Source organism: Streptomyces sp., from assembly GCF_031181705.1.
Lineage (GTDB): Bacteria > Actinomycetota > Actinomycetes > Streptomycetales > Streptomycetaceae > Streptomyces.
In genome coordinates this window covers 22,252-36,474 of sequence record NZ_JAPSKN010000045.1, presented here as the reverse complement: position 1 = coordinate 36,474, position 14,223 = coordinate 22,252, and the positions used below count along the sequence as shown (strand labels likewise).

Annotated in this window: 10 protein-coding genes; 5 read left to right on the top strand and 5 right to left on the bottom strand. The window is 73.2% G+C overall.

Features of this window, described 5'->3' with window-relative positions:
- Positions 1 to 109: 109 nt before the first annotated feature.
- A complete protein-coding gene (locus tag RIN80_RS11900; protein WP_309095525.1) occupies positions 110 to 1,087 on the bottom strand; it encodes an SDR family oxidoreductase in 978 nt (325 codons plus the stop codon).
- Positions 1,088 to 1,266: 179 nt separating this feature from the next.
- On the opposite strand from RIN80_RS11900, the gene RIN80_RS11895 reads away from it, so the two are divergent.
- The 4 genes from RIN80_RS11895 to argG all read left to right on the top strand — a co-directional run bounded on the left by RIN80_RS11895 (position 1,267) and on the right by argG (position 7,778).
- A complete protein-coding gene (locus tag RIN80_RS11895) occupies positions 1,267 to 3,078 on the top strand; it encodes a methylmalonyl-CoA mutase subunit beta (RefSeq protein WP_309095524.1) in 1,812 nt (603 codons plus the stop codon).
- Entirely contained in the window at positions 3,075 to 5,261 is a 2,187-nt protein-coding gene (scpA, locus tag RIN80_RS11890; RefSeq protein WP_309095523.1) for a methylmalonyl-CoA mutase, read from the top strand. Before RIN80_RS11895 ends, scpA begins: the two co-directional genes overlap by 4 nt.
- A complete protein-coding gene (meaB, locus tag RIN80_RS11885; RefSeq protein ID WP_309095522.1) occupies positions 5,258 to 6,250 on the top strand; it encodes a methylmalonyl Co-A mutase-associated GTPase MeaB in 993 nt (330 codons plus the stop codon). Before scpA ends, meaB begins: the two co-directional genes overlap by 4 nt.
- A gap of 73 nt (positions 6,251 to 6,323) precedes the next feature.
- Positions 6,324 to 7,778 carry an argininosuccinate synthase gene (argG, locus tag RIN80_RS11880; RefSeq protein ID WP_309095521.1) on the top strand — a complete coding sequence of 485 codons (1,455 nt, stop codon included), beginning with the start codon at positions 6,324 to 6,326 and terminating at the stop codon, positions 7,776 to 7,778.
- A 71-nt stretch (positions 7,779 to 7,849) separates the two neighbouring features.
- Here argG and pntB read toward each other — a convergent pair whose 3' ends face one another.
- Together pntB and RIN80_RS11870 are read right to left on the bottom strand one after the other, a co-directional pair.
- Positions 7,850 to 9,283, bottom strand: coding sequence for a Re/Si-specific NAD(P)(+) transhydrogenase subunit beta (pntB, locus tag RIN80_RS11875; RefSeq protein WP_309095520.1), 1,434 nt, complete (start codon positions 9,281 to 9,283; stop codon positions 7,850 to 7,852).
- A gap of 6 nt (positions 9,284 to 9,289) precedes the next feature.
- A complete protein-coding gene (locus RIN80_RS11870) occupies positions 9,290 to 10,846 on the bottom strand; it encodes a Re/Si-specific NAD(P)(+) transhydrogenase subunit alpha (RefSeq protein WP_309095519.1) in 1,557 nt (518 codons plus the stop codon).
- Positions 10,847 to 11,127: 281 nt separating this feature from the next.
- On the opposite strand from RIN80_RS11870, the gene RIN80_RS11865 reads away from it, so the two are divergent.
- The gene (locus RIN80_RS11865) at positions 11,128 to 12,675 is read left to right on the top strand and encodes an MFS transporter (RefSeq protein ID WP_309095528.1); all 1,548 of its coding nucleotides are present in this window, start codon (positions 11,128 to 11,130) and stop codon (positions 12,673 to 12,675) included.
- A gap of 40 nt (positions 12,676 to 12,715) precedes the next feature.
- Here the strand turns inward: RIN80_RS11865 and RIN80_RS11860 are convergent, their stop codons facing one another.
- Together RIN80_RS11860 and RIN80_RS11855 are read right to left on the bottom strand one after the other, a co-directional pair.
- A complete protein-coding gene (locus RIN80_RS11860) occupies positions 12,716 to 13,180 on the bottom strand; it encodes a VOC family protein (RefSeq protein ID WP_309095518.1) in 465 nt (154 codons plus the stop codon).
- Positions 13,181 to 13,243: 63 nt separating this feature from the next.
- Complete coding sequence (locus RIN80_RS11855; protein WP_309095517.1) at positions 13,244 to 14,086, bottom strand: helix-turn-helix domain-containing protein; 843 nt, start codon at positions 14,084 to 14,086, stop codon at positions 13,244 to 13,246.
- Positions 14,087 to 14,223 lie beyond the last annotated feature (137 nt).

Sequence of the window (14,223 nt, the reverse complement as noted above, 5' to 3'; positions counted from 1 at the left end):
GGGGGTCGGCGGGGCGGCGGCCGGGGGGCGGGGGCCGGGGGGGCCGCCGCCCCCCGGCCCGCGCCCGGGCGGGGGCCCGCCCCCCGGGGCGGGCCACAGCCGTGTGCCCTCAGGCGCGGAGCAGCCGCCGTCCCGCGGTCACGGCAGCGCCCGCCAGCGCGGCCGCCAGGGCGGCCCTGCGCAGCGCGGTGCGCCGTCGCCCGCCCCAGCCGCCGTGCACCGCGCCCTCGCCGGGTGCCGGGACGTGCAGCGCGCCGTGCGTGGCCGGAGCGTCCTGGTCGTGGTCCAGGTGGGCGCGGTCCGTCTGCCGGGCCATGGCGCGCTCGGCCAGTGCCGGCGCCATCCGCGACTGGCGCACCAACGCGCGGCCGGCCGGGCCGACCACGACCTCGCGGCGCGGGTGGCGGACGAGCGCCACGACCGCCTTGGCGACGCGCTCGGGGGTGTAGACGGGCGGCATGGCCACGACCCTGTGCCCGGTGTAGTTGGCCGCCTGCTGGAAGTGGGGCGTGTCGATGGTCGCGGGCAGCACCGTGCACACGTCGATGCCCTTCACGCCCTCCACGCGCAGCTGCTGCCGCAGCCCGGAGCCGAGCGCCCGGACGGCGTGCTTGGACATGCCGTACGGGTGGCTGTACGGCTGGGCGACGGCCCCGACGATGGACGAGACGTTGATCAGCGTGCCCGAGCCCTGCTCCCGCATCACGGGCAGCGCCGCCCGGGCGCCGTGGACGCACCCCATGACGTTGACGTCCAGGACCCTGCGGAAGTCCTCCAGCGGCACGTCCTCGAACCGGCCGAAGGCGTTGACGGCCGCGTTGTTGACCCAGACGTCGATCCGGCCGAACTCCTCCACCGCGCGCCGCGCCAGGTCCTCGACCGCCTCGACGTGGCTCACGTCGGTCGGCACGACCAGCGTCCTGGCCCCCCGGTGCCTCGCGCACTCCTCGGCCGCCGCCCGCAGCGCCTCCTCGCGCCGCGCCGCCAGCACCACGGCGCAGCCCTTGCGGGCGAACGCCTCCGCCGTGGCCCGTCCGATGCCGCTGGACGCCCCGGTCACCACCACCACGTGATCCCGCAGTCGCATCCCGCACCTCCTCGCGTCTGCCGCGGGCCGGGCCCCTCGTGCCCGCCTCCGCCGCCCGCCGGGTACCCGCGCCGCGCGGGACGGCACCGGCCCGGTAAGCGGGGTCACAGTCAGAGCGAGGGAAAGGTCACAGCCGCGCCCTCTGCTGCTCCTTCGTGCTCGTGTCCTAGCATCCGAGCATGACGGTCCTGCCTGACGACGGGCTCGAGCTGGCCGGCGAGTTCCCTGACGTGCCCCATGAGCAGTGGCAGCGCCTTGTGGCGGGTGTGCTGCGCAGAGCGGGCAAGGACGTCGGGGGCGCCGAGGCCGAGGAAGCCCTCTCCACCGCGTTGGAGGACGGGTTGCGCACCCGGCCCCTCTACACCGCGCGCGACGCCTCACCCGAGCCGGGTCTGCCGGGCTTCGCGCCCTTTGTGCGCGGCGGCCGCGCCGAGGGGAACACGGTCGGCGGCTGGGACGTACGGCAACGGCACACCACGGCCGACCACGACGCGGTGCTCGCGGACCTGGGCAACGGGGTGACCTCGCTCTGGCTGACCGTGGGCGAGGGCGGTATCCCGGTGCCGGAGCTGGCCCGTGTCCTGGACGGCGTGTACCTCGATCTCGCCCCGGTCGTGCTCGACGCGGGTCCCGACGCGGGCCGTGCCGCACGGGAGTTGCTGCGGCTGTACGAGGAGCGGGGTGTGGCACCGGAGGCCGCGCGCGGCAACCTGGGCGCCGATCCGCTCGGGCACGAGGCCCGTACCGGGCAGCGGGACGACGCGGCGCCGGCGGCGGAACTGGCGCGGCTGTGCGTCGAGCGGTACCCGGGGCTGCGGGCCCTGACCGTGGACGCGCTGCCGTACCACGAGGCCGGCGGGTCGGCCGCGCAGGAGCTGGGCGCCTCGCTGGCCACGGCGGTGGCGTACCTGCGGGAGCTGACCGGGGCCGGGCTGGGCGTCGAACAGGCCTGCGGGCAGCTGGAGTTCCGGTACGCGGCGACGGCGGACCAGTTCCTCACCATCGCCAAGCTGCGGGCGGCGCGCCGGCTGTGGGCGCGGGTCGCCGAGGTGTGCGGCGCGCCGCGCGCCGGGGCGCAGGCGCAGCACGTCGTCACCTCGCCGGTGATGATGACGCGGCGCGACCCGTGGGTGAACATGCTGCGCACGACCATCGCCGCGCTGGCCGCAGGGGCGGGCGGGGCCGACGCGGTGACCGTGCTGCCCTTCGACCACGCGCTCGGCCTGCCGGACGCGTTCGCCCGCCGCATCGCCCGCAACACCTCCACGATCCTCATCGAGGAGTCGCACCTGGCCCGGGTGATCGACCCGGCGGGCGGCTCCTGGTACGTGGAACGGCTCACCGACGAACTCGCCCACGCGGGCTGGGAGTTCTTCCAGCGGATCGAGCGGCTCGGCGGCATGGCGGCCGCCCTGCGCTCCGGGGAGGTCGAGCGGGACCTGGCCGAGACCTGGCGGGCCCGGAGCGCCCGGCTGGCCAAGCGGCGCGAACCCGTCACCGGTGTCAGCGAGTTCCCGTTCCTGGCGGAGAAGCCGGTGGTGCGCGCGAGCGCCCCCGAGCAGCCGTCCGGCGGGCTGCCGCGGGTGCGTCGCGACGAGGCCTTCGAGGCGCTGCGCGCCCGTTCGGACGCGCACCTGGCCGCGACCGGCTCCCGGCCGCGGATCTACCTGGCCGCGCTCGGCCCGGCCGCCGCCCACACCGCGCGCCTCACCTTCGCCTCGAACCTGTTCCAGGCGGGCGGCATCGAGCCGGTCGCCGAGGGCACGTTCGCCGGGAGCGGCGCGGCCGAGGCCGTGCTGTGCTCCAGCGACGCCCTCTACGAGGAGCAGGCGGCGCGGGCCGCCGCGGACCTGCGCCGGGCCGGTGCCTCGTACGTGTTCCTCGCCGGGCGGCCCGGGGAGTACCCGGGCGTCGACGGTTACGTCTTCGCGGGCTGCGACGCCGTGGCCGTGCTGTCCGCGACCCTCGACCGCATGGGAGTTGCCCGATGACCGCCCCCGATGGCATCCCCGACTTCTCCGGGATCGAGCTGGGCACCCCGGCCGCCGACGGCAGCCCCGACGAGTGGCGCGCGGCGGTCAAGAGCGCCTCCGGCGGCGACGACCTGCTGTGGGAGACCCCGGAGGGCATCGCGGTCAAGCCGCTGTACACCGGCCGTGACCTGGAGGGCCTGGACTTTTTGGACACGTACCCGGGAGCGGCGCCGTACCTGCGCGGCCCGTACCCGACGATGTACGTCAACCAGCCCTGGACGATCCGCCAGTACGCCGGATTCTCCACGGCGGAGGAGTCCAACGCCTTCTACCGGCGCAACCTCGCGGCCGGGCAGAAGGGCCTGTCGGTCGCCTTCGACCTGCCCACGCACCGCGGGTACGACAGCGACCACCCGCGCGTGACGGGTGACGTCGGCATGGCGGGCGTGGCCATCGACTCGATCCTCGACATGCGGCAGCTGTTCGACGGGATCCCGCTGGACAAGATGACCGTGTCGATGACGATGAACGGCGCGGTGCTGCCCGTGCTGGCGCTGTACATCGTGGCGGCGGAGGAGCAGGGGGTGCCGCCTACGATGCTGGCGGGGACCATCCAGAACGACATCCTCAAGGAGTTCATGGTCCGCAACACCTACATCTATCCGCCGAAGCCGTCGATGCGGATCATCTCCGACATCTTCGCCTTCACCTCGCAGCGGATGCCGCGCTACAACTCCATCTCCATCTCCGGCTACCACATCCAGGAGGCCGGTGCGACGGCCGACCTGGAGCTGGCGTACACGCTCGCGGACGGCGTGGAGTACATCCGGGCGGGCCGTGAAGCGGGCCTGGACGTGGACGCGTTCGCGCCCCGGCTGTCGTTCTTCTGGGCGATCGGCATGAACTTCTTCATGGAGATCGCCAAGCTGCGCGCGGCGCGCCTGCTGTGGGCGAAGCTGGTCAAGCAGTTCGACCCGCAGAACGCCAAGTCGCTGTCGCTGCGCACCCATTCGCAGACCTCCGGCTGGTCGCTCACCGCACAGGACGTCTTCAACAACGTCACGCGCACCTGCGTCGAGGCGATGGCGGCCACGCAGGGCCACACGCAGTCGCTGCACACCAACGCGCTCGACGAGGCGCTCGCCCTGCCGACCGACTTCTCGGCGCGCATCGCCCGCAACACCCAGCTGCTCCTGCAGCAGGAGTCCGGCACGACCCGGGTCATCGACCCGTGGGGCGGCAGCGCGTACGTGGAGAGGCTGACGTACGACCTGGCCCGGCGGGCCTGGCAGCACATCCAGGAGGTCGAGGCCGCGGGCGGCATGGCCAAGGCCATCGACGCGGGCATCCCGAAGCTGCGCATCGAGGAGGCCGCGGCCCGCACCCAGGCCCGCATCGACTCGGGCCGCCAGCCGGTGATCGGGGTCAACAAGTACCGCGTGGAGACCGACGAGCAGATCGACGTGCTCAAGGTCGACAACTCCTCGGTGCGCGCCCAGCAGATCGAGAAGCTGCGGCGGCTGCGCGCCGAGCGCGACGAGACGGCCTGCCGGGACGCCCTGGACGCGCTGACCCGGGCCGCCGCGGGCGAGGGCAACCTGCTGGAGCTGGCCGTGCACGCGGCCCGCGCCAAGGCCACGGTCGGGGAGATCTCCGACGCCCTGGAGAAGGTGTACGGCCGGCACGCGAGCCAGATCCGTACCATCACCGGCGTGTACCGCAACGAGACGGGAGAGTCCCCGAGCGTGGACCGCACCCGCACCCTGGTGTCCGCCTTCGAGGAGGCCGAGGGCCGCCGCCCGCGCATCCTGGTCGCCAAGATGGGCCAGGACGGCCACGACCGCGGTCAGAAGGTGATCGCCACCGCCTTCGCCGACCTCGGCTTCGACGTGGACGTCGGCCCGCTGTTCCAGACGCCCGCCGAGGTGGCCCGGCAGGCCGTCGAGGCGGACGTGCACATCGTCGGCGTCTCGTCGCTGGCGGCCGGTCACCTGACCCTCGTCCCGGCGCTGCGCGAGGCGCTGGCCGAGGAGGGCCGCGAGGACATCATGGTCGTGGTCGGCGGCGTGATCCCGCCGCAGGACGTGCCGACCCTGCTGGAGATGGGAGCGGCGGCCGTCTTCCCGCCCGGGACGGTGATCCCGGACGCGGCGTACGACCTGGTCAAGCGGCTGTCGGACGGCCTCGGGCACGACCTGTGATCGATGTCGACGCGTATGTGAAGGGCGTGCTCGACGGGAAGCGGGCGATCGTCGCCCGCGCGATCACCCTCGTCGAGTCGACCCGGCCGCAGCACCGGGCGCTGGCCCAGGAGTTGCTCACCGCGCTGCTGCCGCACAGCGGCCGGGCCCGGCGCATCGGGATCAGCGGGGTGCCCGGGGTGGGCAAGTCGACGTTCATCGACGCCTTCGGCACACTGCTGACCTCGCTCGGACACCGGGTGGCGGTGCTGGCCGTCGACCCGTCCTCCAGCCGTACGGGCGGTTCCATCCTGGGCGACAAGACCCGGATGGAGCGTCTCGCGGTGGACCCGGCGGCGTTCGTGCGCCCCTCCCCCACCGCGGGCACGCTGGGCGGGGTCGCCAAGGCCACCCGCGAGTCGATCGTGGTGATGGAGGCGGCCGGTTACGACGTGATCCTGGTGGAGACGGTCGGCGTCGGGCAGTCCGAGACGGCCGTGGCGAACATGGTCGACACCTTCCTGCTGCTGACCCTCGCCCGCACCGGTGACCAGCTCCAGGGCATCAAGAAGGGCGTGCTGGAGCTGGCCGACGTGATCGCCGTCAACAAGGCGGACGGCCCGCACGAGCGCGACGCCCGGGCCGCCGCGCGGGAACTGGCGGGCGCGCTCCGGCTGATGCACGGCAAGGACGCGTTCTGGACGCCACCGGTGCTGCACTGCAGCGCCCGCGAGTCGACCGGTCTGGACGCGGTGTGGGAGCGCCTGGAGCAGCACCGCACGCTGCTGGACTCCACGGGCCGGCTCACCGCCAAGCGCCGCGACCAGCAGGTCGACTGGACCTGGAGCATGGTCCGCGACGAACTCCTCGGCCGACTGCGGGCCGACCCGGCGGTGCGGGCCCTGACACCGGTGCTGGAGCGGCAGGTCCGGGAGGGCGAGCTGACCCCGACGCTGGCGGCCGAGCGGATCCTCGGCGCGCTCGGCGGTTCCGGAGCGACTGGTTCCTGAAGGTCACCGGGCCGGGACGGCGGTTCCGCATATCCGGCTTGCATGATTATGCAAAGTGAGACATACTCTTTCCATGTCCAAGGTCCTCACCTCCCTGCCCGCCGGCGAGCGCGTCGGCATCGCCTTCTCGGGCGGTCTCGACACGTCCGTCGCGGTCGCGTGGATGCGCGACAAGGGCGCCGTCCCGTGCACCTACACCGCCGACATCGGCCAGTACGACGAGCCCGACATCGCCTCGGTGCCCGGCCGTGCCAAGACCTACGGGGCCGAGATCGCGCGTCTGGTCGACTGCCGCGCCGCGCTGGTCGAGGAGGGCCTGGCCGCACTCACCTGCGGCGCGTTCCACATCCGCTCGGGCGGGCGGGCGTACTTCAACACCACCCCGCTGGGCCGGGCCGTCACCGGCACGCTCCTGGTGCGGGCGATGCTGGAGGACGACGTCCAGATCTGGGGCGACGGCTCCACCTTCAAGGGCAACGACATCGAGCGGTTCTACCGCTACGGCCTGCTCGCCAACCCGCACCTGAGGATCTACAAGCCCTGGCTGGACGCGGCGTTCGTGACCGAGCTGGGCGGCCGCAAGGAGATGTCGGAGTGGCTGCTCGCCCACGGCCTCCCCTACCGCGACAGCACGGAGAAGGCGTACTCCACCGACGCCAACATCTGGGGCGCCACGCACGAGGCGAAGACCCTGGAGCACCTGGACACCGGCATCGAGACGGTCGAGCCCATCATGGGCGTGAAGTTCTGGGACCCGTCGGTCGAGATCGCCACCGAGGACGTGACGATCGGCTTCGACCAGGGCCGCCCGGTGTCGATCAACGGCAAGGAGTTCGCCACCGCCGTCGACCTGGTCATGGAGGCCAACGCCATCGGCGGCCGGCACGGCCTCGGCATGTCCGACCAGATCGAGAACCGGATCATCGAGGCCAAGAGCCGCGGCATCTACGAGGCCCCCGGCATGGCCCTGCTGCACGCCGCATACGAGCGCCTCGTCAACGCCATCCACAACGAGGACACCCTCGCCCAGTACCACACCGAGGGCCGTCGCCTCGGCCGGCTGATGTACGAGGGCCGCTGGCTGGACCCGCAGGCGCTGATGATCCGCGAGTCGCTGCAGCGCTGGGTCGGCGCGGCCGTCACCGGCGAGGTCACGCTGCGGCTGCGGCGCGGCGAGGACTACTCGATCCTCGACACGACCGGCCCGGCGTTCAGCTACCACCCGGACAAGCTGTCCATGGAGCGCACCGAGGACTCCGCGTTCGGACCGGTGGACCGGATCGGCCAGCTGACCATGCGCAACCTCGACATCGCCGACTCGCGCGCCAAGCTGGAGCAGTACGCCGGCATCGGCCTGATCGGCACCGGCAGCCCCACCATCGGCGCCTCCCAGGCCGCCGCGACCGGGCTGATCGGCACCATGCCGGAGCTGCCCGAGGGCGGCGCCGAGGCCATCGCCTCCCGGGGCGCGGTCTCGGAGGAGGACGCCTGGCTGGACCGCGCGGCGATGGAGTCGGGCACGGACTGACCGCACGGCGGGACACGGGAAGGCCGGCTCGACGGTGTCGAGCCGGCCTTCCCGTGTGCGGGCCCGGTGGTTCAGCGGGACGTGCCCGCCATCTCCCGGACCGGTGTGTCCAGGCCGTCCAGGCCGCGCAGGATGTCCTCCACCCGCTGCTTGGCGTCGCCGAAGAGCATCTGGGTGTTCTCGCGGAAGAACAGCGGGTTCTGCACGCCCGCGTAGCCGGCGGCCATCGACCGCTTGAAGACGACCACGTTCGCCGCCTCCCACACGTGCAGCACCGGCATGCCCGCGATGGGGCTGGACGGGTTGTCCGTGGCGGCCGGGTTGACGGTGTCGTTGGCGCCGATGACCAGGACGACCGAGGTGGCGGCGAAGTCGTCGTTGATCTCGTCCATCTCCAGGACGATGTCGTACGGCACGTTCGCCTCGGCGAGCAGCACGTTCATGTGCCCGGGCAGCCGGCCGGCGACCGGGTGGATGCCGAAGCGCACCTCGACGCCCCGCTCGCGCAGCTTGCGCGCCAGTTCGGCGACCGGGTACTGCGCCTGGGCGACGGCCATGCCGTAGCCCGGGGTGATGATCACCGAGGAGGCGTCGCGCAGGAGTTCCGCGGTCTCCTCGGCGCTGATCTCGCGGTGCTCGCCCTGCTCGCCCTCGTCGGCCGCGGCGGCCGGGGCGCCGAAGCCGCCGGCGATCACCGAGATGAACGACCGGTTCATCGCCTTGCACATGATGTACGACAGGTAGGCACCGGAGGAGCCGACCAGCGCGCCGGTGACGATGAGCAGGTTGTTGGAGAGCAGGAAGCCCGAGGCGGCAGCCGCCCAGCCCGAGTAGCTGTTCAGCATGGAGACGACCACCGGCATGTCGCCGCCGCCGATGGAGGCGACCAGGTGCGCGCCGAGCGCCAGCGCGATCACGGTGACCGCGATGAGCAGGCCCATGTGCGGACGGGCCACGAACGCGATGGTCAGCCCCACGAAGGCGGCCAGCGCGCCGATGTTCAGAACGTGCTTGCCGGGCAGCGTCAGCGGGCGGGAGGCGATGCGCGCCGAGAGCTTCAGGTAGGCGACGACCGAGCCCGTGAAGGTGACGGCGCCGATGAAGACACCGATGAACACCTCGGCGTGGTGGATGCCGAGCAGCGAGCCGGAGAGTTCGGCGTCGACGTCGAGGTAGCCGTTCCAGCCGACGAACGTGGCGGCCAGGCCGACCAGGCTGTGCATGATGGCGATCAGCTCGGGCATGCCGGTCATCTCCACGACCTTGGCCCGCCAGAGCCCGATGCCGGCGCCGACGGCGGTGGCGACGGCGATCAGCACCAGCCCGGTGGCGGAGATGCTGCGCGAGGCGAGTCCGACGGTGGCGGCCAGCGCGACGACCATCCCGGCGATGCCCCAGACGACTCCGGAGCGGGAGGTGCGGTGCTGCGAGAGGCCGGCGAGGCTGAGGATGAACAGCAGCGCCGCGACGACGTAGGCGGCCTGTGCGGCCGTGTCTGTGGTCATCCCTGATCAGCCCTTCGAGAACATGCCGAGCATGCGGCGGGTGACGGCGAATCCGCCGAAGATGTTGATGCTCGCCAGCAGGATCGCGGCGAACGACAGCACGGTGACGGCGGTGTCCCCCTGCCCGATCTGCAGCAGCGCGCCGACCACCACGATCCCGGAGATGGCGTTGGTGACCGACATCAGCGGGGTGTGCAGGGCGTGGTGCACGTTGCCGATGACGTAGAAGCCGATGACGATCGCCAGCACGAACACCGTGAAGTGGCCGAGGAGTTCGCTCGGGGAGAAGGCCGTCACGAGGAACAGCGCGAGCGCGCCGGCGGCGACGAGGGCGTAGGAGGCCCACGCGGGCCGGGCGGGCTTGGCCGCCGCCGCGGGGGCGGGCGCCGCGGTCTCTTTCGCGGCGGCGGGGGCCGGGGCCGCGGACACCTGCACCGGGGGCGGCGGCCAGGTCTTCTCGCCCTCGCGGACCACGGTGATCGAGCGCTGCACCACGTCGTCGAAGTCGAGGACGAGCCGGCCGTCCTTGCCGGGCGTGAGCAGCTTCATCAGGTTGACGATGTTGGTGCCGTACAGCTGCGAGGCCTGGGCGGGCAGCCGGCCGGGCAGGTCGGTGTAGCCGATGATCGTCACGTCGTTGTCGGTGACGACGGCCTTGCCCGGGACCGTGCCCTCGACGTTGCCGCCCTGGGCCGCGGCCATGTCGACGATGACGCTGCCGGGCTTCATGCGGGCGACGTGCTCGGCGGTGATCAGCCGCGGCGCCGGGCGGCCGGGGATGAGCGCGGTGGTGATGACGATGTCGACGTCGGCGGCCTGGTCGGCGTACAGCTGCGCGGCGAGCCGGTTGTAGTCCTCGGAGGTCGCCTTGGCGTAGCCGTCGGTGCTGACCTCCTGCTCGGCGGAGACCGTCAGGAACTCGCCGCCCAGGGAGCGGACCTGCTCGGCGACCTCGGGCCGGGGGTCGGTGGCGCGGACCACGGCGCCGAGGCTGCGGGCCGCGCCGATCGCCGCGAGCCCGGCCACGCCGGCGCCGGCCACCAGCACCTTGGCCGGCGGCACCTTGCCGGCGGCGGTCACCTGCCCGGTGAAGAACCGGCCGAAGGCGTGCGCCGCCTCGACCACGGCCCGGTAGCCGGCGATGTTCGCCATCGAGCTGAGCACGTCCAGGGACTGGGCGCGCGAGATGCGCGGCACGGCGTCCATGGCCAGCACCGTGATCGGCCGCCGGGCCAGCTCCTCGACGAGCTCCGGGTTGAAGGCGGGGCTGATCAGCGCGATCAGCGTGGCCCCGTCGCGGAGCCTGCCGATCTCCTCGGCCGAGGGGGCGTTGACCTTCAGGACGATCTCGGCCGCCCACGGGTCGCCGAGCCGTGCTCCCGCCTCCTCGTAGGCCGCGTCGGAGAAGCGGGACGAGGCCCCCGCTCCCGGTTCGACCACGACGTCGTACCCGAGCGCGGCAAGTCTTCCCACGGTGGCGGGCGTCGCCGCCACCCTGGTCTCGCCCGCAGTGGATTCGGCCGGGACGCCGATCCTCTGGGGTTCTGGTTCCGCTGGGACCATCGTCTGCCTCTCCCGTCGTTCGTGTGCCTGTCCTCCTTGGTGCCCGCATCCTGCACGTTCGACGCGGCATCCGTGGCGGGCCGTGGTCACATGGCCGGAGAGGTCGTCCTCACACCGCAGGGGGGTTGCCGGGAGAGGCGTTCGGCGGTATCGCTGGGACCTGCGAGCCTCACGGGTCCTCTGATGCGGCAGGGCACGGCCGGGCGCAGACTTGGATTGTGAGCACTGCGCGCCCGGGGCGCGGGACCGCGTCCCCCTCCCGTACCGCACCACACCAGTCCATGGCGCTGGCGGCGATGATGTTCGCCGTCGCCATGACCTTCATCGACCAGACCATCGTGTCCATCGCGGCTCCGGACATCGTCCGCGAACTGGATCTGTCGTCCTCCGGCATGCAGTGGGTGGTCAACGCCTATCTGCTGTCCCTCGCGGCCTTCTTCGCCCTCGGCGGGCGCCTGGCGGACCTCTACGGGCCGCGCCGGGTCGTCGTCGCCGGCACGCTCGTCTTCGTCGTCTCGTCGGTGCTGTGCGGCTGTGTGCCCGACGGCGGCGCGGCGCAGACCTGGCTCATCGTGTTCCGCGCCACCCAGGGGCTCGGAGCGGCCCTGCTCTTCCCCGCGGCGCTGGCGGTGGTGGTGGCCGTGTTCCCGGTCGAGCGGCGCGGCCGCGCCCTCGCCCTGTTCTTCGGCGTCACCGGCGCGCTGACCGCGATCGGCCCGCTGCTGGGCGGCTGGCTGACGAGCTGGACGTGGCGGGCCGTGTTCTGGGTCAACGTCCCGGTCGCGATCGTGGCGCTGGTGCTCACGGCCCTGGCGCACATTCCCGACCGGCGGCGGTCCGGCACGCTGGACGTGCGGGGCGCCGCCCTCGTCGCGGCCGGCATGGGCCTGAGCGTCCTGGGTTTCCAGCAGGCCTGGTCCTGGGGCTGGGACAGCTGGGCGACCTGGGTCTGCATCGCGGGCGGCATCGCGGTGCTCTGCGCCTTCGTCCGCTTCGAGCACCGAATCCGGCATCCGCTGATCGACCTGCGGGTCTTCCGGGACAGGGCGTTCACCGTCGACGCGGCGGTGCTGTTCTTCTCGATGCTCGCCTTCGTCCCGTTGTTCTTCTTCACCTCGGTCTACGCCCAGGTGTCCCTGAGCGCCTCGCCGAACCAGGCGGCCCTGTTCCTGCTGTACTTCTTCGCGGGCTTCGCGATCGCCTCGCAGTGGGGCGGGCGGATCCTCGACAAGCGGGGCGCGCGCCCGGCGCTGAAGCTGGGCACGGCCCTGGGCTGTGCGGGGTTCGCGCTGTGGGCGGGGAAGCTCACCGACCTGTCCATGCACGACCAGTGGCCCTACGCGGCCCTGGCCGGAGCCGGTATCGGCTTCGTCCTGGCACCGGCCTCCACCGACGCCGTGAACCGGTCCATCGGCGCCTCGTACGGCGAGGTCACCGGGATCACCCAGACCGTGCGCAACTACGCGGCGAGCGTGGGCCTGGCCGTCTACGGCACGGTTCTGACACACGTCACCACGGGCAGGGTGCGGGACACCCTGGAGTCGCGGGGGATACCTGCCGGGGACGCGGGGACCGTGGCCCGCGACGTCACCGAGTCGATCACGGGCAACGGCGACGCCCGGCCGCCCACCGGCACCGGGTCCGCCGCCGAGGCGACCCGGGACGCGATGTCCGCGATCCGCATGGACTTCGCCGAGGCCAACCAGTGGGTGTTCTACGGCATGGCCATCGCCCTGGGCGTCGCCTTCCTGTGCGCCCTGCGCCACCCGGGCGGCAAGGTGGAAGCGGACGCGCCGAAGGCCGGGGAACCGGCGGCGCGGGCCGGTTGACTCCCACCGCCCGTGGGCGGCGGGGCCCGGTCGGCGCCGGTCAGGACGAGAACATCGCGTCGGTGCGCCGCTGGACCTCCTCCGGCGTGAGGTCCTCGATGGTCTGGGAGATCATCCAGAGATGGCCGAACGGGTCGGCGAGCCGCCCGCCGCGCTGTCCATAGTGCTGGTCGGCGACGGGGTACACCACTGTCGCCCCGGCCCGCACCATGGCCTCGGCCACGGCGTCCGCGTCGGTGACGTCCAGGGCCATGATCACGGGGGTGCCCCCGAGGGAGGGCGGGGCCGGGTCGCCCTCGTCGGCGTCCTTGACGGCGAGGACCACGCCGCCGAGGCGCAGCAGGGCGTGCACGATCCGTCCCCCGGGGCCGGTGTAGCGCTCGATCTCCTCCGCGCCGAGCGCGCCGCGGTAGAAGTCGATCGCGCGGGTTCCGTCGGAGACCACGAGCCGGGGGTAGAGCCGGGTGACGGCCGGGGTGTCGGGTGTGTGTGTCATGCGTGTCATGCCTGCACGATGCCCGGCCCCGGGGGGCCGTGGATTGTAGAAAAGCGCCGCGTCGTGGCCCCGTCACCCGTCGAGCGGCACGTGGTTGCGGGCGAGCGGGGAGCGCGGGGCGTACGCGGTCGGGGTGATGCCGGCCAGGGCACGGAACTCGTGGATCAGGTGGGCCTGGTCGTGGTAGCCGCAGTCCGCGGCGAGGAGCGCCCAGTCCGGCGTCCCCGGCCCGGTGTTCACCCGCCGGAGCAGCCGCTGGAAGCGCCGCACCCGGGCGTACCGCTTGGGCGGGAGCCCCAGGTGTTCGACGCACCGGCGGACCAGGCGCCGGGAGGTCCAGCCGAGCCGGTCGGCGACCTCGGCGACGGGCGTCCCGCGGTCCAGCAGTGCCGCGGCGAGACGGACCGCCGGGTCGGGTTCCAGGGGCCGTGCCGCCCGCCCCAGCAGGGCCCGCTCCAGCTCCCGCAGGCAGGCGGTGGGGCCGCCCGCGGCCCGGGCCTCCAGCAGCCGCTCGCGCAGCACCGCGCCGTCCGTGCCCCACAGTTCGTCAAGGCCCACGAGCCGGTCGCACAGCGCGCCGACCGGAGCCGTGAGGAAGGGGTACGGCCCGGCGGGCCGGAACGCCACCCACACGACGGCGCGTTGCTGCGCGGGATCGATCAACGCCGGCCCGGTGTACGGCCCCTGCAGGGCGGCTCCCCCGGTGCGCAGGTGCGGGCCACCGGCCGGGGAGGAGGACAGGGTGTCCTGGTCGAGGTTCACCAGCAGTTGCACCCCGCCGGTCGGCAGGGCCAGTTCGGCGGCGTGCGCGAACCGGCCCTCGACGTAGCCCAGCGCGCCGGTCAGCGGCGCGAGCACGGGCACCGACGGCCGGACGGTGACCGCGAGGAGCGCCTCCTCCACCGCACGAGCCATGCCTTCAGCGTACGGCTGGACGGCGAGAGCGGGAGGCCGGGCGGTGAGACCGCCGGCCGGACGGCCAGGACCCGCGAGCCGGACCGCGAGGGGGCAGACGGGACGGCCGGGGCCGGGAGCCGGGCGGTGAGGCCGCC

Bases quoted from the DNA above. Each gene is read 5' to 3' on its own strand.
- RIN80_RS11900 (WP_309095525.1), bottom strand. From the start codon at position 1,087: ATGCGACTGCGGGATCACGTGGTGGTGGTGACCGGGGCGTCCAGCGGC.
- RIN80_RS11895 (WP_309095524.1), top strand. From the start codon at position 1,267: ATGACGGTCCTGCCTGACGACGGGCTCGAGCTGGCCGGCGAGTTCCCT.
- scpA (WP_309095523.1), top strand. From the start codon at position 3,075: ATGACCGCCCCCGATGGCATCCCCGACTTCTCCGGGATCGAGCTGGGC.
- argG (WP_309095521.1), top strand. From the start codon at position 6,324: ATGTCCAAGGTCCTCACCTCCCTGCCCGCCGGCGAGCGCGTCGGCATC.
- pntB (WP_309095520.1), bottom strand. From the start codon at position 9,283: ATGACCACAGACACGGCCGCACAGGCCGCCTACGTCGTCGCGGCGCTG.
- RIN80_RS11870 (WP_309095519.1), bottom strand. From the start codon at position 10,846: ATGGTCCCAGCGGAACCAGAACCCCAGAGGATCGGCGTCCCGGCCGAA.
- RIN80_RS11865 (WP_309095528.1), top strand. From the start codon at position 11,128: ATGGCGCTGGCGGCGATGATGTTCGCCGTCGCCATGACCTTCATCGAC.
- RIN80_RS11860 (WP_309095518.1), bottom strand. From the start codon at position 13,180: ATGACACGCATGACACACACACCCGACACCCCGGCCGTCACCCGGCTC.
- RIN80_RS11855 (WP_309095517.1), bottom strand. From the start codon at position 14,086: ATGGCTCGTGCGGTGGAGGAGGCGCTCCTCGCGGTCACCGTCCGGCCG.